The sequence below is a fragment of the Aliiruegeria lutimaris genome, assembly GCF_900099935.1.
Taxonomy (GTDB): Bacteria; Pseudomonadota; Alphaproteobacteria; order Rhodobacterales; family Rhodobacteraceae; genus Tropicimonas; species Tropicimonas lutimaris.
The window spans coordinates 24,907-43,449 of the sequence record NZ_FNEK01000024.1; the positions used below are offsets into that span (position 1 = coordinate 24,907).

The following is an 18,543-nucleotide window of genomic DNA, read 5'->3' on the forward strand; positions in this document are numbered from 1 at the left end:
CGGCGGGGATATTTCAGGAAAGATGAAGACAGACACTTCATTCTTTCCTCTTTCCAATAAGTATCCTGGCGGAGCGCTCGCAAGAGCGCGGGGGCAAAGCCCCGTTCTATGACTTCGAATGACTGACAATAATTTCGTATCCGGCCAGATCGCCCGCATTGTTTTCCCGGTAGTCCGGGCAGCCAAGGTTTTCAGTCAGACCGAATACGCTATATGCCCGCATTTTCATCACCGGCCGACAAATGCCTGCGGCTTTCTGTAGCCTATCCTTGCGATCCTTCGCTTCACATGTTGATTGCCACGTGAAGTCGGTGCGACAGAGGCCCGGCAAATCGGAGGATCAGATGAAACGTCGTTCATTCCTGAAGACCGGGGTACTTGCCGCCCCCGCCGCCGCACTGGCTGCACCCGCAATTGCCTCGGGCGTGATCGAGTGGAAATGCCCCACGTCTTTCCCGGCCCAGGCTCCCGGCGTCGGAACCAATGCCACGACCTTTGTCGATGCCGTCAACGCCATGGCCGAGGGCAAGCTGAAACTGAAGCTCTACTCGGCCGGCGAGCTGGTGCCGCCCTTCGCGGTGGAAGACGCCGTGCAACAGGGCACGGTCGAGATTGGCCACACCACCGCTTACTACAACGCCTCCAAGAACTCGGCGAACCACTTCTTCACCACCATCCCCTTCGGCATGTCGGCCACCGAAATGTCCGCCTGGTTGCGCTATGGCGAAGGGCAGGCGCTCTTTGACGAAATCTACGGCAAACGCGGGCTGGTGCCGCTCTATTGCGGCAACTCCACCGTTCAGGCCGCGGGCTGGTTCAAGAAAGAGATCAACTCGCTGGAGGACTTCTCCGGTCTCAACATGCGTATTGCGGGTCTTGGCGGCGAAGCCATGCGCAAGCTCGGCGTCAATGCCGTGCTGTTGCCGCCAACCGAGATCTTCCCGGCCTTCCAGTCCGGCGCAATCGACGCGGCCGAGTGGGTCGGCCCGATGCTCGATCAGGCATTCGGCCTCAACAAGGTGGCCAATATCTGTTACGCACCGGCCTTCCACGAGCCCGGCGCCGGCCTCAACATTGCCGTCAACAAGGACGCATGGGACTCGCTCAGCCCGGATCTGCAGGCGATCCTGCGCGGCGCGGCATCGATGGCCGAGAGCGTCAGCATCGCGCAGTTCGAGTATTTCAATATCCAGGCCTTCAAGGCGCTTCAGGATAGCGGTGTCGAATTCAAGGCCTTCCCCGAAGACGTCCTCGCTGCGCTGAAAACGGCGGTGGCCGAGGTGCTCCAGGAACAAGCCGCAGCCAATCCCGATTTCGCCAAATGCCTGGAGAGCTACAATGCCTTCCTCGACCTGGCCAAGCCCTATGCCGCGGCCTTCAGCGCGCCTTCACTGATGCAGCGCATCTGACGCTTCAGATACAGAGATAAAACGAAACAGCCCCGGGGTTCTTCTCCGGGGCTGTTTTCTTTCACCGACTTCGTCCCATCTCGGTGGCGTCGACGGGAACGCCCTATTTCCCGTAATAATCCCGGAACCAGGAAACGAAACGCGCGATCCCTTCGCGGAACTCCGTCGCGGGCCGGTAACCGGTCAGCTCCTGCAACAGGCTGGCATCGGCCCAAGTGGCCGGCACGTCGCCTTTCTGCATATCCATATAATTGCGCACGGCAGGAACGCCCAGTTCCGCCTCGATTGCATCGACGAAATCGAGCAGGCGAACCTTGTCCGAATTGCCGATATTCACGATCCGGTAAGGCGCCACCGGCGACAGGCTGTCGCCTTCGGGAATGTCCTCGGAGCTTTCCGGGCGCACGGGAGCGGCGTCCATCAGCAAGCGGATACCGCGCACGAGATCGTCCACATAAGTGAAATCTCGGAACATCTCGCCATGGTTGTAGATGTCGATGGGTCGGCCATCGAGGATCGCATCCACGAACTTGTAGAGCGCCAAATCCGGCCGCCCCCAGGGGCCGTAGACGGTGAAAAAGCGGAACATGGTCGTCGGCAGGTTCCACAGATGGGCATAGGCATGGCCCATGCTTTCATTGGCCTTCTTCGTCGCTGCATAGATCGTCAGCTGGTTATCCGCCTTGTCCGTCTCGGTGAAGGGCATCTGCTCGTTGGCGCCGTAAACAGAGGAGGTCGAGGCCATCATCAGGTGACGCACCGCGTTCCGGCGGGCCGCTTCCATGACGTTGAAAGTGCCGACAACGTTCGAATCGATATAGGAGCGCGGGTTCTCGAGACTGTAACGCACCCCGGCCTGACCGGCCAGGTGGATGATCACGTCCGGCTTGAAAGCGTCGATCGCGGCGTCGACCGCCGCGCTGTCCTCCAGCATCGCCTCGGTAAAGCCGTAGCCCGGAAACTGCAGCAGGTTCTGGTTGCGACGCTGCTTGAGGCGCACGTCGTAATAGTCGGTCATCCCGTCGAGACCGTGGACGCTATACCCTTCATCCAGAAGAAGCCGCGCAAGGTGATAGCCGATGAAACCCGCGGTTCCGGTAATAAAGATGCGTTCCATGTCCGTATTTCCGCTGCAATCCGTTGGTTCGGGCGCCGTTGCCCCACGCAGTCATAGAGGACGACGCCGGGAATGTCAGGAACCCTGTGCATGCGGCGTCGTCGCAACCCGACCGTCATTGCCGCTCCTTCGGCGCGGCATCCGGATAACCTACGCCAGCAAAAACGCAAAGATCAGCACCCAGAGCGAGAGTACCATGCCGGCGCAAAGGACGAAGATCCCGTTCCAGCGCCATCCGACATGCAGCGCGCTGACACCGCCAAAGGATCCGATCAGCAAGGTTGTCGCGGTAAATGGCGAGAAGGCGCCGCTCAGCGCCCAACCCGCCGCGATGGAGACAACAAGCGCAGCGGGGGTGACGCCCAGTTGCGACGCGGCGGGGATGAGTGGCGCGATCAGGGTGACCGCGAGGATCGGGTTCATCCCGAACTGGCCGAGAATGGGAATAACCCAGACGAAGGAAACCACGACCAGCCAAGACGGCAAGCCCGTTACATCCAATCCCATCGCGGGGACGACGGGCAGCAGCAATGGTGCACCGACCGTTCCGATATAGCCGGCCATCGTCAGCAAGGTGAGTTCGCCGCGATAGCCCGGCAGGTCCTTCCACAGGTAATCGCGCAGCCTGTCGCGAAAGGAAAAGCGCATCGCCCCGCCCGCATGCTGCAGGGCCGCCCAGCCCAGCGACAGAAACGGCACGATCAGCATCACGATGCCGACAACCGCAACCCCGCTCAGCTCATGCAGCCCCCCCACGATCAGCCCCATCCCGACAAGCAGCGCCAGAAGCGGCACCAGCACTGTCCAGGAGCCCTCGACCGGGCCGCGCGGGGGTGCCGGCGCCGACAAGCGTGGCTTGAAGACGGTATCGAGCGCCCAGCCGGTCCCCGCGATGATCGCCGCGGTCACGAGCCCCGGCCCGACGACGTCCGCCCAACGGGCGCCTGGGATCAGGGCATTGGTGATCGCCATGGAGAAGGCCAGTGGGGACCAGGAGAGCGAGGAAACGAACCCGCGCTGAATGGCGAGCAGCATTCGGCGCGTCCGGTGATGCCGGATTTCGGCATTCGGCTCGGCGCGGGCGCTCGCCGTGGCCAGCCCGCCCAGCAGCGAGATCGCGCCGTAATTGAGCAGCAGCGCGAAGAGATGACCGCCAAGCGTGAGTGCCGCGTATCTCCGGCCGGGGGGCTGCACAGCAAGATAGGTGCCGCCGGCGGCAATGGCCGGCGAGGTTTCCGACACGTTCCGGAGCGTCGAGAGCGCCATGAAGAACGCCGCGATGAAGGCCGCGGTCCGCAGGCCCGCACGCACGACGTCCTTCCAACCGGGGACATAGAGTATGAGCAGGCCGGTCAGAACGACGGCAGCGATCACGAAGGCCTTGCGGGAAGCCCGAACCCGCATAGCCATGAGCAGGACGGCCATCGCCGTGATGCCAAGGACCGGCAGCGGCAACGGCAGCAACCGCCATTGATCCAGTGTCACGAAGAGCGTCACGACGAGGAGCAAGAGCACCGCGACACGTTCGTTCCAGTGGCTCGATTTCATTCCGGCTCTCCTGCTGGAAGCGATTCAGCGACCGCTCACGCGTGCAATATCGCCCCGGGACGGCGGCTGCATCACCCAACTTCCCGTTCAGGCCAGCACCCGCCGAACCGACATCACCGGCCAAGGACATGGAAAGGTTGCAATATCCAACATCGCCCGCCCCCGGAAGGACCAGCACAGGCCGGTGCGCTTTTCTGGAATGGTGCCCCCACACGGACTCGAACCGCGGACCTACTGATTACAAATCAGTTGCTCTACCAGCTGAGCTATAGGGGCGCCGTCCCAGTGGTATATTGGCTGCTTTCAACCGGTGCAAGACGCTCTGTCGACCATCTTTTGCCGGCGCCGAGACTGCCGCGAACGCCTGCGCTCGGCCAAGTTGGCCCGCGTTACATACTTTCGTATAGTGGGGGCATACCTATGTGCCATGTCGCACCGATTGAAATACCCTACCGGTAGGATAAGTTGGGATAGCGGCCCGTGAACACCGATAGGAATGGACCATGAAAGGCGTTGTATTCGTCGAATTGCTCGCCATGGCGGAAGATGCGTTTGGCGAAGACGTGGTGGACGCCGTGATCGACAAGGCCGATCTTGCGCATGGCGGCGCCTATACGGCCGTCGGAAACTACCCTTGCGCGGAACTCGTGAAGATCGTGGACGCCTTCAGCGACCATTCCGGGCTGAGCCCGGATCTCTTGCAGCGCAAGTTCGGCCACTGGATGATGGGTTTCTTCGCGCAGCATTACCCGGCCTTCTTCGAGAACAAATCCTCGTCCTTCGAGATGCTCGAAGCCGTGGACCAGGAGATCCATGTCGAGGTGCTCAAGCTCTACCCGGATGCCGAACTGCCGCGGTTCGAAACGGATCGCACCGGCGAGGGTCAATTGCAGATGGTCTATTCCTCTCCGCGCCCGCTGGTCTCCTTCTGTCATGGGCTGATCGAGGCCTGTGTCGAGCGATTTGACGAGACGGCGGAGATTGCCATCGAGGCCACGCCGGCGCAGAACAACAGCACGACATTCCGGATCGACATCACCGGCAGGTAGGAGATCGGCTCTTGGCATCCGAACAGGACGATCGCGTTTCGCGCAGCAGGTACGAACGCGAAAAAGCCGCGCGCAAGGAGGCTGAGGCACTGCTGGAAGGCAAGAGCCGGGAGCTGTTTCTTGCCAACCAGAGTCTCAGCCAGCAATCGGAAATCCTCGAACGAACGGTTACCGAGCGAACCTCGGAACTGCGCATTGCACTGGACAAGGCCGAAGCCGCGTCGGCGATGCGCGCCCGTTTCATCGCCACGATGAGCCACGAGATCCGCACGCCGCTGGGCGGGCTGCTGGGCATGATCGACCTGATGTATGGCGACGAGACCGACCCCGCCAGGCGCGAGCTTCTCGAATACGCGAAAACCTCCGGCGACGCGCTGAAGCGGATCGTCAATGATGTGCTGGACTTCTCCAAGATGGAGGCCGGCGCCTTCCAGTTCGAAAATGAAAAGGTCGATATCCGCGCCCTGATTGGCGGCGTGCTGGCACTGGCCGCCGCCTCCATGCCCGATGGCGAGTCACGGCTGCGCAGTTCGATCTCGCCAACCGTGCCGCCGATTTTTGCCGGCGATGCCACCCGCATCCGACAGGTATTGTCGAATCTGGTATCCAATGCCGCACGCTACTCGGCCGACGGCCAGATCGAACTGCGCGCCTTTGCCTCTGAGCACGAGAAAGGCGCCCTGCTCCGTGTCGAGATCGAGGACCAGGGGATCGGCATCTCGGCCGAGCAACAGAAGAACCTGTTCAAGGATTTCACCCAGGTCCCCAACAAGCTGACCTCCGCGGCGCAGGGAACCGGCCTCGGCCTCGCTATCAGCCGTCGGATCATCGAGGGCGCCGATGGAAGGATCGGTGTCTTCAGCGAGCCGGGCGTGGGCTCGACCTTCTGGTTCGAACTGCCGGTGGAAGTGCTGGAAGCGTGCCCGCCCTCGAAGGGAGAGGGCAAAGCCAGGCTCCGCGATGTCAAGGCCCGGGTAGAGGGCGCACGGATCCTCTTGGCCGAGGACAACAAGATCAACCAGAAGCTCCTGCTGACCTTCCTCAAACGGATGAACGTGAGCGCGGAACTGGCCGAGAACGGGCGGGAGGCGGTCGAGAAATTCGCCCCCGGCAAATACGACCTCGTGCTGATGGACGTGGCGATGCCGGAGATGGACGGGTTGGAAGCGACGCGGATCATCCGCGACAGTTGGCCCGCCGAGAAGATCCCTCCCATCGTCGTGTTGACGGCGCATGTGCTCGACGCCATCCATGAGGACAGCGCCCGGGTCGGCATCGACCGGGTCCTGAGCAAGCCGATCACCTTCGGTGACCTGCGTGACGCGATCTCCGAGGAGCTCGGCGCCCATGGCAACCCGGATCACCATACGCCCCGCCAGTTCGGCGCCCGCCCGGCCATTTTCGCGCATCTCTCCAATCCGATCCTGGAAGGTCTGATCGAGTCCATGAGCGAGAATGAGGTGATCGCGCTGGTGGAGGAGTTCGTGATCGACGCGCGCCGCCTGCTGGCAGCGATTACCGCCAATCTCAGGCGCGGCGAGAGCGAGGCGGCCGCCGCCGAAGCCCATGCGCTCAAGGGCATGTCGGGACTGATCGGCGCGCTTGGCGTATCCGAACTGGCCGGACAGCTTGAGCAAAGCGCGGCGTATCTGGACGCGGACTCCATCGAAGAGGTCATCGATGCCCTGTCGGGCCAGGTGGACACGCTCGACCGTGCGCTGTCGGCATCAATCGAGTAACGACCCTGACTGCCTTGCCAAGCTAACGGTCGCCCCACGAAAAGGTCCGCCTGCTGGTTCCGTGCTATCGGTGCATCTTTAAGGGGGCTTTCCCCCCCGCCCTCTTGCGAGCACTCCCCCCAGGATATTTTGGGAAAGAGGAAGACGCCGCGGTCTACAATCATCTTTCCAGCAAATATCCCCGCCGGAGGCACGATCCGCAGGATCGTAAACGCGCGCGAAGCGCGCGCCCCGGAACGGCCTAAAGCTCCGCAACCAACCTATGGCCAGATTTCCATTACGGCCGTCACGTCCCGCTTTTCCTTGCCCTGCCCCGCCGATGCAACACCGACGGGGTGGCGGCTTGCTCACGCGACAAGGGCGTCCTCGAAACCGATATCGAACTCGGCGTAATCCTCGGCGCTCACGCCAAGCATGTAGATATCACTCTCGCCATAGTGGAGCTTGATCCCCTTGCCATAATCCTCGACCCAGATATCCTCCTCGGAGAGCCCGGAGAACTGCAGGCTGTCGGTGCCAATCTCGAAATCGTAAAGAACGTCGTTGCCATCGCCGGCATTGAACACAAACACATCCTCACCCGAGCCGCCCGCGAGGCGATCATTGCCGCTGCCGCCCTCAAGGCGGTCATTGCCAGAGCCGCCCTTGAGCTTGTCATGGCCGGAGCCGGCCGTGAGAATGTCATTATCCGCACCGCCATCGAGGCTGTCATTGCCGGCGCCGCCATCGACCAGGTCGTCGCCCATGCCGCCGACAAGCCGGTCCGCCCCATCACCGCCCGAAAGGATATTGTCGGCGTCATTGCCCCAGATGGAGTTGTTGGCGGCATTCCCGGTGCCCGAGATCGCGTCGCCTTCCATCAAGAGGTCCTCGACATTGTCGCTCAGCACGATGTCGACCGAGCTGCGAACGCGGTCCGTGCCGCCATCGGCCGCCTCGATCACCACGTCGCCGGCATTCTCGACGATATATTCGTCGTCTCCCGCACCGCCCTCCATGTGATCCGCCCCGGTCCCGCCGCCCAGGATATCGGCGCCATCGCCGCCCAGCAGGATATCGTCGCCATCCCCGCCGCAGAGCGTGTCCTGCCCGGCGCCGCCATCGAGCTGGTCAGCACCCTCTCCGCCCGTGAGCTTGTCGTCGCCCGCGCCGCCATCGAGCGTATCCGCCCCGGCGCCACCGTCGATTTTGTCGGCGCCATTGCCGCCCTCGATCACGTCATTGCCGTCATAGCCCAGTAACTCGTCGTCGCCGTCCAGACCCAGGAGGAAATTGTCGTTGCCATTGCCGTGGATGAAGTTGCTGGAGGCGTTCCCGGTGCCGCGGATCGCGGCACTGTCATCCATCAGCCAGAGATCCTCGAAGGCAATGTCGAGCGTGTGATCCAGCGCGGAATGCACAGTGTCATGGCCGCCGGTCTCGCCGGTCAGCACATCGCCCGCGTCATGGATGTAATAGCTGTCGTCGCCATCGCCGCCCGCCATGACGTCATCGCCCTGCCCGCCATCGATCACGTCATTACCCGCGCCGCCCTCGATCACATCCGCGCCGTCCTCGCCGCGGATGAAATCGTCGCCATCGCCGCCATAGATGTCGTCATCGCCCTCGCCGGCAAAGATCTTGTCATTTCCGCCATGGCCGTAGATCACGTCGTCCACGCCGTCCGCGCCGTCGATGATCTGGCCGTCCGCGTCCGTGTAGCCGCCGACCATGTGGTCATTGCCCGCGGTGCCGTCCACCGGCGAGGTGGTGATGGTCAGGAAGGCAACATCGGTGGTGCCTTCGGGACTTTCCAACGTGTAGGAAATAGTGCTGTTCTGGGCATTGGGCGCGGCGGTGACGGTCACGGTGCCATCCTCGTTGAGGCGCACCGTCTCGCCACTCTCCAGCGCCACCACGTCGCCCGCGATCACGTCGACACCGTTGATCTTGCTGATCCGCGCCCCCTCCGGCGCATCGTCATTGGCGGTAAGATCGATTGTCTGCGCGTTCTTGCTGGCGACGGTAACGCTGTCGTCTTCGGCGATCACCGCGCTCTGGATCGAGTCGCCCACGATCAGCAGGTTGCTGTCATAGATCGCGTCGCCATCGTCGGCGATGGCGATCTTGATCGTGTTCACTTCCCCCGGCTGGACTGTTGCCTTCACGGTGACCACAACAGTCACCCCGTCCATCTCGGTGTTGAGCGCTCCGTCGGTGTTGTCGATGAAGAGATTCTCGTTGGAGGTGTCGTTGATGTTGTCGATGGAGATGGCGCCATCGCCGATGGTCATCTCGGCCAACTCACCATTGACCCAGATGCCGACCACGTCGTTATAGCCGGAATTCACCCATTCCAGGTATTCTTCCGAGCCGAAGACGAGCTGCATGGTGACGGTGTCGCCCTCGGGGATGAACTCCGCCTCGAAGACCGCCGCGTCATAGACAGGGCGACCGACGAGGGCGCTCAGATCGGCCTCACCATCGATGCCGCTGGTATTGGTGGAGGTGTTGGTGGCCAGGTTGTTCTGATCCGACCCGCCCTCATTGGTGAAATCCGCCGCCGCGCCGGTGGACAGGATCACGCCGCTATCGGCGGGCACGACATCGGGCGCGACCGTATTGCCGTCGGTGTAGATACCACTGGAGGCGTCGTCGCCGGTATAGGTGGCGCTGATCACGGTGATGCCTTCGCCGAACATGGCATTGGCCATCTCCTCGGCGCTGGCCGTGGTATCGACGGGGAGCTTGGTGGATATGGTCACAGTCTACCTCTTTGGAGACAGGGGGATGGGGAAAGGCGCTCAGTAGGCGCCGCGGGCGGTCACGACGGCTGACACGGTGGCCAGAAGCAGCCGCAGGTCGGTCAGCAGCGAGCAATCGCGGATATAGGCAAGGTCGAGCCGGATCATCTCCTCGAAGGAGATGTCGGCCCGGCCGGAAACCTGCCAGAGCCCGGTAATGCCGGGCAACGCGGCAAGGCGATTGCGGTCATTGGCGGAATATTGGGCGACTTCGCGCGGCAGCGCCGGGCGCGGTCCAACAAGCGACATATCTCCCAGCAGAACGTTGAAGAGCTGCGGCAACTCATCGAGCGAGCTGCGGCGCAACAGACGGCCGACCGCCGTAACGCGGGGATCGTCACGCATCTTGAAGCAAACGCCGTCGCGTTCGCTGGCGCCCTGCAACGCGGCCAGCCGCGCCTCGGCATCCACATACATGCTGCGGAATTTCCACATGGTGAAAGGAGACCCGTTGCGACCGACCCGCTCCTGGCGAAAGAAGACTGGCCCGCGGCTGCCCAGCTTGATGGAGAGCGCAATCAGCGCCAGCAGCGGCGCGATGGCCAGCAGGATCGCGGTGGCGGCCAGTATGTCGAAGGGACGCTTGAAGAGTGGCACCTCACCGGCACGGATGCCCGGCGCGGCGAGGGAAACAAAGGCAGGAACTTTCTGAGTGGCAGGCATCTGATAACTCCAAATCGGTGTGGAGCTAAACTGCGCTGGCCGTGCCACGTCTTCGAGCGCAAACAAGGATGGAGCATCCCTCATTGGGTGTGTCGCGGCACCGGAAGTTTCCACTTCCTGCCTGAAGGCGTTTTAAAGCTATCCAGAAGTATATTTTCGTCTCATATGCGTCTGGACGATGCCCAGAATTCTCCGGAATGCTGAAAAAACGGGCCTATATAGAAAAGCCCACATCGCTTTGGCTCCCGCCGGGCGAAGACTGCGGACGGTTTTCACGCCGATTTTTCGCAGCTAGAAGAGAAACAGGTTAGGGAGACTAAACCATGATCCGCGTTTTGATCGCAGATGACCATGTTCTCGTGCGCGAGACGCTGGGAGCCTTCGTCGAGAATGCCGGCGGGTTCGAGCTGACGCTTGTAGAGGATTTGGACGCGGCCTGCGTCAGCATGCGGGAATCGCGCGGCTACGATCTCGTCCTGCTGGATTACCAGATGCCGGGCATGAACGGGCTGGAGGGTCTGTCGCGTGCGATGGAGTCCAATCGCGGCAAGCCGGTGGCGCTGATGTCGGGCGTTGCCAATCGCAAGATCGCGCAGGATGCGATGGAGGCCGGGGCAATCGGCTTTCTGCCCAAGACGATGGGAGCGAAATCGCTGGTGAACGCGATCCGCTTCATGGCGATGGGCGAGCAATTCATCCCCGTGGCCTTCATGAACGAACCCGACGAAACGGAGATCGACCACCCGCTTGCCGAAAAGCTGACCCCGCGCGAACTCGAGGTGCTGGGCGGACTCTGCCGCGGCATGGCCAACAAGGAGATCGCGCGCGAGCTGGACCTGCAGGAGGTGACGATCAAGATGAACGTCAAGACGCTCTGCCGCAAGCTGGAGGCCAAGAACCGCACCCATGCCGCGATGATCGCCAAGGAAGCCGGGCTGTTCTGAACCCGCGCCTGCGGCCTATTTCTGCAAGCTGTCAATCAGCGCGAATGGCGTGAGAATCCCCGAGATGAGCTGCAGGCTCGGCAGGATCTGGTCGATCGCCTGGTTCCAGGAGCCGAGCGCATTCTTCGGCACATAGACGACATCGCCCGGCTGCAGCGGGAAATCGAGCTTGTCGCCCTTTAGCATCGCCGCCACATCCACCACGATCAGCTCGCCGCGCGTGGCCGAGTGGGAACGCACGATGCGCACATCTCCAAGCGCGCTCGCCCCCTCGTCCGGTCCACCCGCCATTGACAGGGTTTCGAGCAACCTGCGCCCATCCTCGCCAAAGGGCACCGCCTGCGGCGTGCCGACCGCGCCGAGCACATAAACCCGCATGTCCTCCTTGCGCGGCGCAAACAGGATATCGCCCGACTGCATCCAGACATTCTGCGAGAAATCGCCATTGCGCAGCAGCGCGGCGAGATCGACCGTGCAGACGTGATCGCGCCGGATCAGCCGCGCACCGGGCAGGTAGGCATCCTCTTCCAGCCCCTCGGCCAGCGCCAGAGCCTCGATCAGCTCGGTGGCGAATTCCATGTGTTTGACGCCCGGCTCGCGGAACTCGCCGAGGAAATAGATCGGGTGGCTCTCGGCATGGGCCAGCTCGACCGTCACCCAAGGTTCCTGGAACTGCACCGCGTAAAGCGCCTTCAGGTCCGCCTGGATCTCGCGCGTGGTCCGGCCGCTGACGCGGACCGCCTCGACGATGGGAAGCTGCACGAAACCCTCGGCATCGACCCGCGCCGTCAGGTCACGCATTCCCTCTTCGCCGAAGATGTTGAACCGCAGCTCGTCGCCCGGCCCCACGCGGTAGCTGCGCGCCGCCGTGCCCTTGGCCCGCGGTCCTGCCGAGGCCTTGCCGCCCGTCTCCATGCTCTTACCGAAGCAACGCGGCCCGTCGCTGGTGGACGGCGTGTTGCCTTCGACCGCCATGCGCGAGACGACGCCGTCATAATTCAGGTGTTCGCGGTCGAGCGTCGTGCCGCAACCGGCCAGCAGGGCAAGCGCAAATGGCGCCACAAGGCGCCGTGCCATAGCCATGGCGAAAGGGTATCTGCTCATCTTGCCTGCTCCGCCCCGAAGCGCTCGGAGTCTCTTTCTGGCGCCTGTACTATACTTTTTTGACATGCCCCCCTCCCTCTGCCAAGCTCCCGCGATTGCCACCCACGGGTTAAAAGAACGCCAGTGGCGCGCTTGCGTCACTTCATTGAACAAAGACGGGATTTGGCATGTATACGCTCCTCAACGCCGCGCCGGACACGGGCAACCAGGGGGTCAGTGCGCTTTCGGCGGCGGCAGTGGACGGGCTTTCGCGGCGGGGGATCGACCGGATCGCCGTGGCCGATCACGGAAGCGGGCGTCGCATTGCTGCCGATGGCACGGAGCGTTTCGGCCTCACCCATAACCGTCGCCTGTGGCGCGGCGATTGCCTGCGCACGGTGTCCTTCTGCGCGCCGCTGGGCGGGCTCGCGAGCCCCTCGGCACGCCTGCTCGCTACGAGCCGCGCGGTTCTGGATGTCTCCGGCGGTGACAGCTTCACCGATCTCTACGGCCCGCACCGCTTTCGGGCGATGATCATGACCAAGCGGCTCGCCTTGCGCTGTGGCCGCCCGCTTTTCCTGCTGCCGCAGACCATCGGCCCGTTCCGCAGCGAAGAGGCGCGTCGCGAGGCGACCGAGATCCTTCGTGCCGCACATGGCATCTGGCTGCGCGACAAGCGCAGCGAGGAGATGCTCAAGGAGCTTCTCGGCGCCGATTTCGACCCTGCCCGTCATCGTCGCGGCCCGGACATGGCCGTGTTGCTGCCGCGCGTCGCGCCCGAGGGCCTGCCCGTTGAAATCCTTGACTGGTTGGTCGCCGACCGCGCCGCGCCCGTGGCCGGGCTGAACGTGAGCGGGTTGCTCTGGCACGACGCGGCGGCCTCGAAGGCCCGGTTCGGCCTCGCCGCCTCCCATCGCGACCAGATCGAGGCCGCCGCCCGCGCACTTCTCGACAGCGCCCCCGACATGCGCCTGCTGCTCGTTCCGCATGTGCACCGCCCCGATGGCCACCCCGAAAGCGACCGCGCCGCCGCCGAGGCGCTTGCCATGCGCCTCGGCCCGGCCTACGCTGAACGCGTCGCGGTGCTGCCCGGGGAACTCTCCGCGCAGGAGCTGAAATGGGTGCTTGCCCGGCTCGACTGGTTTGCCGGCGCCCGGATGCATGCCACGATCGGGGCATTTTCCTCCGGCGTGCCGACGCTGGGGCTGGGATATTCGGACAAGGCAGAGGGCGTGTTCGAGGAATGCGGGCTGGCCGGGCATGTTGCCGACCTGCGCAAATTGGACGTTGCGGCGCTTGCCGCGCGCGTGTCGGCCTCTGTCGCCACGCGCAGCGAGACCAGTGCCGCGCTCGCGCAAGTCCTGCCGGGAGTTAAGGCACGGGCCGAGGCCCAGATGGACGCCATTGCCGGAGCGCTGAAAGCCCTGCCGGCATGAGCGCCTCTCGAACCCAGAAACTCACCGCCTGGTCGGTGCCGCTTTGCGTCGAGGCACTGGCGCTCGCGCGCTCGGTGCTTCTGGCGCGGCTGATCGGCCCGGAGGAGCTGGGAAAGGCAATGATGCTGGCCCTCGTGCTGCGTCTGGTGGAAATGTTGAGCGATCTCGGGGTCGAGCGCCTGCTCGTACAGGCGCCCGAGGGCGCGACCGAGCGGCTGCAGGCAAACTTGCAGGGCGCATTGCTGTTGCGTGGGATGGCGCTGGCACTCGTTCTGCTGGCACTTTCGCCGCTGCTCGGTCTCGCTTTTGCCGATGGCCCGCAGGCCCAAACCTATGCCGCGCTGGCGCTGGTGCCCTTCCTGCGCGGGTTCCTGCATCTCGACTATCGCCGCGCCGAGCGGATCTTCAACTATCGTCCGCTGGCCATCGTCGAGCTGGGGGCCGCTGCCGCCATGCTCGCCGCGCTTGGCGCTGCTCTGGCCGCGGGGCTTGCCGATCACCGCGTCCTGCCCATCGCGCTGGCCGCGCAGGCGGCGAGCCAGGTCGCGCTCTCCCACCGCGTCGCCCATCGCCGCTGGCAATTGAGCTTCGAGCGCGCGGGCCTGATGCGCGCCTTTGCTTTCGGCGCCCCGCTGGCGCTGAATGCCGGGTTGATGTTCCTGACCCTTCAGGCCGACCGGCTCATCGTCGCCGCCGGCTGGAGCTGGTCGGACCTCGCCATCTACGGCGTCGCGGCCCAGCTCGCCATGCTGCCGGCGCAGATCTTTGGCCGCGCCGCCGGCTCGCTGCTGCTGCCAGCCCTTGGCCGGGCCCGCGACGAGGCGCGCGTCGAGACCGTCGCCCGAGCCGCCCTGACCCGCGCCGCCCTTGCCGGCCTCGCATTCGCGCTGGTCTTCACCACGCTGGCCCCCGCCGCCATCGGCCTCGTCTATGGCGCCACGATGGCCCCGAACCTCGCGCTCGCCGCTGCCTTCGCCACCGCCGCCGGGCTGCGCATCGCCCGCACGCCGCTCTCGGTGTTGGCCGTTGCCACAGGGCGAACCGCCGACACCCTTCGCGCCAATAGCTGGCGCGCCGCTGCCCTGCTGCCCGGCCTCGCCGTGCTTGCCCTCGCCGGGCCGCTGTCTCTTTTCGCCGCCACTTCGGCCCTTGGTGAAGCTGCTGCCGCCCTGCGCGGCTGGCAGCTCGCCAAGCTGACGGCGCGGCCGTCCCGAACCCAAACGGAGTGCCCCGCATGAGCCGTTCCATCGAATCCGTCAGCGACGTTGTCGCCTGCAATCTCTGCACTGGTTGTGGTGCCTGCGCGGGCCTGTTCCCGAACGCGATCCGCATGATCGAGGACGAGATCGAGGGCCGCCGCCCCGTTGCCAACACGCCGGGCGGCGCCGAAGACCGGGCGGCGCTTGGCGTCTGCGCCGGGATCGGCGCGCCGGAGCAGCCCGCGCGCGACGCGGTCGAAGCCGATTGGGGGCCGGTCCTCGCCTGCTGGGAAGGTTATGCCGCCGATCCGGACATCCGTCATCGCGGCTCCTCGGGCGGCGCGGCCACCGCGCTTGCCGCCTTTGCCGTAGAAAGCGGCGTCGTAGACGGCGTGGCCCATGTCACAGCCCGCACGGACGACCCGCGCCGCAACACCGTCTCGATCAGCCGCGACCGCGACGCCCTGCTGCGCGGCGCGGGCTCGCGTTATGCGCAGGCCAGCCCGGCCGAGATCCTGCCGGCACTGAAGGAACAGCCCACCGGCTTCATCGGCAAGCCCTGCGACGTGGCGAGCCTGGCCAAGGCCCGCGCGCTGGACGCCGAGCTTGATGCTTCCATCCCACTCACCATCGCCATCTTCTGCGCCGGCGCGCCGACGCTCACCGCCACCGAGACCCTGCTCGACCGGCTCGGCGTGCCGAAGGGGGCAAAGCTCACCGACCTGCGCTATCGCGGCATGGGCTGGCCGGGGCTGATGCAGGCGCGCTGGATCGACGCCGAGGGAGCGGAGCGCGCAAGCGACGCCATCCCCTATGCCGAGGGCTGGGGCAAGCTGCTGCAGGGCTCGCGCCGCTGGCGCTGCCGGATCTGCGACGACCATACGGGCGCGCTGGCCGATATCTCGGTGGGCGATCCCTGGCACAACCCGCCCGAAGGCGACACCGATGCCGGCCGCTCGCTGATCGTGGCACGCAGCGAAGCCGGCCGCGCGCTGGTCGAGGCAGCGATCATTTCCGGCGCGCTCGTCGCCAAGGCCCGCCGGCGCGAAGTGATCGCCGCCGCCCAGCCCAACCTGCTGGCCACCAACGCCGCCGTCTGGGGCCGCCGCTTCGCGATGCGCCTCGCCGGTATGCCGGTGCCCGCGGCCAGCCGCGCCTCGGGCTTCGGCACATGGGCGCGGCGGCTCGGGTTCAAGGCTAAAGCGCAATCGATCCTCGGCACGCTGCGCCGGATCCGCCGCGATCGCCTCCGTCACCCCGTGACGCTCACCGCTTCCGGGCGCGGCTGAAGGTGGCGGCATCGGCACATATGGCCACCCGCGCGAACGCGGGCGGCTACGGGCGACGTCTTTGGGGCGTGCCGATCGTTGTCGTGTTCTTCTTTCTCGGCATGGTGCTGCCCACGGCAATCTCGGTCAGCGCAGGCGGGCTGCGGCTCTCGGCCTACCGGGTGGTGTTGCTCGTGATGTTCGTGCCGATGCTCTTCACACTGATCTCCGGCAAGCGCGGCGCGCTCAACATCTTCGACGGCTTCGCCATCGCCCACTCCGTCTGGGCGCTGCTGGCGCTGATCAAATGGGGCGGGCTGGCGCAGGGGATCGAATCCGGCGGGATCTACATCGTCGAGGCGCTCGGCGCCTATCTGGTGGGGCGGCTCTACATCCGCTCGGTGGAAGATTTCAACGCCATGGCCCGCGCTTACGTCGCGCTCGTCGTCGGCATGCTCGCCTTCACCATCCCCGAGGCAGTGACCGGCAACCACATCCTCAAGGACGGCGCGGCCTCGATCTTTGGCGGCCCGCGGGCGCATTACATCGACAAGCGCATGGGGCTGGAACGCGCCTTCGGCTCCTTCGACCACCCGATCCTCTACGGCGTCTTCTCGGCCTCGGCCTTTTCCATGGCCTATTACATCTGCGCCCGTGCAACACTCACCAATTTCAAGGGCATGGCACTGGCGATGGGCATTGTGGTCGCCACCTTCATCTCCGCTTCTGGCGGTCCCTACGTGGTGCTGCTGATGCAGATCTTCGTTGCCGGTTACGACCGCGCCATGAAAGGCATCACCGGGCGCTGGAGAATGCTATTCACCTTTTTCGGGCTGGTCTATCTGGCCATCGACCTGTTCTCCAACCGCACCCCCTTCCACGTCTTCGTCTCCTATTTCACCTTCTCGGCCCATTCCGCCTATAACCGGATCAACATCTGGATCTATGGCACCGCCGAGGTCGGCCGGAACCCGATCTTCGGCATCGGCCTGGGCGACTGGATCCGCGCGCCCTGGATGTCCGACAGCATGGACAATTTCTGGCTGCTGATCACCGTGCGCTACGGGCTGCCTGCGCTCTTCTTCCTGCTGGCGCTGATGCTGGGCCTCGTCATCGCCGCCGGCCGGCGCAAGAACCTGCCGAAAGACTGGATCAACGCCCGCCACGCCTGGGCCTTCACGCTGTTCGGTATTTCGGTCGCCGCCGCCACAGTGCACTTGTGGAATGCGCTTTTCGTGCTGTTCATGTTCCTCGTCGGCTCGGGCGCCTGGCTGGTGGATACGAAACCCCGCTCCCCCCGCGCGCCCGCGCCTCGCAATTTCGTCCGGCCCATCGGCCGCCCGCAAACCCTTTTCTGAACCCGGAGCCTTTCATGGACCTCTCCATTGTCATCGTGAACTGGAACACCCGCGACATGCTGCGCGACTGCCTGAATACCGTGTTGGCCGGGCTGGGCGGGCTGGAGGCCGAGATCTGGGTGGTGGACAATGCCTCCGAGGATGGCTCGCCGGAAATGGTCGAGGGCCTCTTTCCGCAGGTGAAGCTGATCCGCAACGTCGAAAACCGCGGTTTCGCCGCAGCCAACAACCAGGCACTGGCGCGGGCCACGGGGCGGCATGTGCTGCTGCTCAATTCCGACACGCTGGTGCGCGGCGAGGTGCTGCCGGCTTCGGTCGCCTGGATGGACGCGCATCCGGAGGCGGGCGTCATGGGCTGCCGAGTGCTCAACAGCGATGGCAGCCTGCAGATCACCGGCTCGCGCTTCCCCACCCTGCTCAACCTCTCGCTGCAAGCCTGCGGCCTGACCCGCCTGCCCGGGGCCTTTTTCGACCGCTACCGGATGGAACGCTGGGACCGGCGCGATGCCCGCCCGCTCGACGTGATCTCGGGCTGCTACATGCTGGTGCGGCGCGAGGCGATGGAGGTGGTTGGGCTGCTCGACGAGAGCTTCTTCTTCTATGGCGAGGAGACGGACTGGTGCCGCCGTTTCTCGCAAGCCGGCTGGGAGCTGTGGCTGGCGCCCGTGGGCGAGATCATCCACCATGGCGGCGGCTCGGTGCGCAAGCTCAGCCACCGCAAGGACGTGCTGCTCACCGAGGGCACCGTGCGACTTCACGCCAAGCATTTCGGCCCGCTCGGCGGCACCGCCTGCTGGACGCTTCTGGCCGGGTTCAACCTCAGCCGCGCCATCGCCTGGACGCTGCTCTCGCCGCTCACCGGCCCGTCGGGTCGCGCACGGGCGGCGCATTTCCGGCGCGTGACCGCCGATCTCGGCGCGGCGCTGCCGAAGGCGGGTTGAGCGAGC

General features: G+C 64.7%; 14 protein-coding genes and 1 tRNA gene. 9 read left to right on the forward strand and 6 right to left on the reverse strand.

The genetic code is table 11. The features are described from left to right. The first annotated feature begins 344 nt into the window (after positions 1-344). Positions 345-1,409 carry a TRAP transporter substrate-binding protein gene (locus BLR85_RS12870; RefSeq protein ID WP_093156450.1) on the forward strand — a complete coding sequence of 355 codons (1,065 nt, stop codon included), beginning with the start codon at positions 345-347 and terminating at the stop codon, positions 1,407-1,409. Between the two features lie 103 nt (positions 1,410-1,512). Here the strand turns inward: BLR85_RS12870 and BLR85_RS12875 are convergent, their stop codons facing one another. The 3 genes from BLR85_RS12875 to BLR85_RS12885 all read right to left on the reverse strand — a co-directional run bounded on the left by BLR85_RS12875 (position 1,513) and on the right by BLR85_RS12885 (position 4,350). Continuing rightward, a complete protein-coding gene (locus BLR85_RS12875) occupies positions 1,513-2,526 on the reverse strand; it encodes an NAD-dependent epimerase/dehydratase family protein (RefSeq protein WP_093156453.1) in 1,014 nt (337 codons plus the stop codon). 150 nt (positions 2,527-2,676) lie between these two features. Continuing rightward, complete coding sequence (locus tag BLR85_RS12880; RefSeq protein WP_093156455.1) at positions 2,677-4,074, reverse strand: hypothetical protein; 1,398 nt, start codon at positions 4,072-4,074, stop codon at positions 2,677-2,679. A gap of 200 nt (positions 4,075-4,274) precedes the next feature. Continuing rightward, a tRNA-Thr gene (locus BLR85_RS12885) sits at positions 4,275-4,350 on the reverse strand. A gap of 227 nt (positions 4,351-4,577) precedes the next feature. Here BLR85_RS12885 and BLR85_RS12890 point away from each other — a divergent pair. Both BLR85_RS12890 and BLR85_RS12895 read left to right on the forward strand, forming a co-directional pair. Further along, positions 4,578-5,123 (forward strand): heme NO-binding domain-containing protein, encoded by a 546-nt coding sequence (locus BLR85_RS12890; RefSeq protein WP_093156457.1) that lies wholly within the window; start codon positions 4,578-4,580, stop codon positions 5,121-5,123. An 11-nt stretch (positions 5,124-5,134) separates the two neighbouring features. Further along, positions 5,135-6,862 (forward strand): ATP-binding protein, encoded by a 1,728-nt coding sequence (locus BLR85_RS12895; RefSeq protein ID WP_244520718.1) that lies wholly within the window; start codon positions 5,135-5,137, stop codon positions 6,860-6,862. 347 nt (positions 6,863-7,209) lie between these two features. On the opposite strand, the gene BLR85_RS12900 is transcribed toward BLR85_RS12895, so the two are convergent. Beyond that, positions 7,210-9,606: a choice-of-anchor L domain-containing protein gene (locus BLR85_RS12900; RefSeq protein WP_093156462.1), complete on the reverse strand. Its 2,397-nt coding sequence runs from the start codon at positions 9,604-9,606 to the stop codon at positions 7,210-7,212. 39 nt (positions 9,607-9,645) lie between these two features. Beyond that, positions 9,646-10,392, reverse strand: a complete 747-nt coding sequence (locus tag BLR85_RS12905; protein WP_093156464.1) for a sugar transferase — start codon at positions 10,390-10,392, stop codon at positions 9,646-9,648. A 242-nt stretch (positions 10,393-10,634) separates the two neighbouring features. On the opposite strand from BLR85_RS12905, the gene BLR85_RS12910 reads away from it, so the two are divergent. Further along, positions 10,635-11,252 (forward strand): response regulator transcription factor, encoded by a 618-nt coding sequence (locus tag BLR85_RS12910; RefSeq protein ID WP_093156565.1) that lies wholly within the window; start codon positions 10,635-10,637, stop codon positions 11,250-11,252. A gap of 15 nt (positions 11,253-11,267) precedes the next feature. On the opposite strand, the gene BLR85_RS12915 is transcribed toward BLR85_RS12910, so the two are convergent. Further along, on the reverse strand, positions 11,268-12,356 hold the full coding sequence (locus BLR85_RS12915; protein WP_170844562.1) for a polysaccharide biosynthesis/export family protein: 1,089 nt from the start codon (positions 12,354-12,356) through the stop codon (positions 11,268-11,270). A gap of 167 nt (positions 12,357-12,523) precedes the next feature. Between BLR85_RS12915 and BLR85_RS12920 the strand changes: the two genes are divergently transcribed. Genes BLR85_RS12920 through BLR85_RS12940 form a run of 5 tightly spaced genes read left to right on the forward strand, consistent with a single transcriptional unit; the run spans position 12,524 to position 18,537 of the window. Then, complete coding sequence (locus BLR85_RS12920; protein WP_093156469.1) at positions 12,524-13,771, forward strand: polysaccharide pyruvyl transferase family protein; 1,248 nt, start codon at positions 12,524-12,526, stop codon at positions 13,769-13,771. Continuing rightward, positions 13,768-15,009 (forward strand): oligosaccharide flippase family protein, encoded by a 1,242-nt coding sequence (locus BLR85_RS12925; protein ID WP_093156471.1) that lies wholly within the window; start codon positions 13,768-13,770, stop codon positions 15,007-15,009. Before BLR85_RS12920 ends, BLR85_RS12925 begins: the two co-directional genes overlap by 4 nt. Beyond that, positions 15,006-16,259, forward strand: coding sequence for a Coenzyme F420 hydrogenase/dehydrogenase, beta subunit C-terminal domain (locus tag BLR85_RS12930; protein ID WP_093156474.1), 1,254 nt, complete (start codon positions 15,006-15,008; stop codon positions 16,257-16,259). The genes BLR85_RS12925 and BLR85_RS12930 overlap by 4 nt, the downstream gene beginning before the upstream one ends. Positions 16,260-16,261: 2 nt before the next feature. Beyond that, positions 16,262-17,596, forward strand: a complete 1,335-nt coding sequence (locus BLR85_RS12935) for a hypothetical protein (protein ID WP_139188385.1) — start codon at positions 16,262-16,264, stop codon at positions 17,594-17,596. Positions 17,597-17,610: 14 nt separating this feature from the next. Continuing rightward, positions 17,611-18,537 (forward strand): glycosyltransferase family 2 protein, encoded by a 927-nt coding sequence (locus tag BLR85_RS12940; RefSeq protein WP_093156480.1) that lies wholly within the window; start codon positions 17,611-17,613, stop codon positions 18,535-18,537. Positions 18,538-18,543 lie beyond the last annotated feature (6 nt).

Coding starts and splice junctions, on each gene's coding strand:
- BLR85_RS12875 (WP_093156453.1), bottom strand. CDS start 2,526: ATGGAACGCATCTTTATTACCGGAACCGCGGGTTTCATCGGCTATCAC.
- BLR85_RS12890 (WP_093156457.1), top strand. CDS start 4,578: ATGAAAGGCGTTGTATTCGTCGAATTGCTCGCCATGGCGGAAGATGCG.
- BLR85_RS12905 (WP_093156464.1), bottom strand. CDS start 10,392: ATGAGGGATGCTCCATCCTTGTTTGCGCTCGAAGACGTGGCACGGCCA.
- BLR85_RS12880 (WP_093156455.1), bottom strand. CDS start 4,074: ATGAAATCGAGCCACTGGAACGAACGTGTCGCGGTGCTCTTGCTCCTC.
- BLR85_RS12940 (WP_093156480.1), top strand. CDS start 17,611: ATGGACCTCTCCATTGTCATCGTGAACTGGAACACCCGCGACATGCTG.
- BLR85_RS12915 (WP_170844562.1), bottom strand. CDS start 12,356: ATGAGCAGATACCCTTTCGCCATGGCTATGGCACGGCGCCTTGTGGCG.
- BLR85_RS12925 (WP_093156471.1), top strand. CDS start 13,768: ATGAGCGCCTCTCGAACCCAGAAACTCACCGCCTGGTCGGTGCCGCTT.
- BLR85_RS12930 (WP_093156474.1), top strand. CDS start 15,006: ATGAGCCGTTCCATCGAATCCGTCAGCGACGTTGTCGCCTGCAATCTC.
- BLR85_RS12920 (WP_093156469.1), top strand. CDS start 12,524: ATGTATACGCTCCTCAACGCCGCGCCGGACACGGGCAACCAGGGGGTC.
- BLR85_RS12870 (WP_093156450.1), top strand. CDS start 345: ATGAAACGTCGTTCATTCCTGAAGACCGGGGTACTTGCCGCCCCCGCC.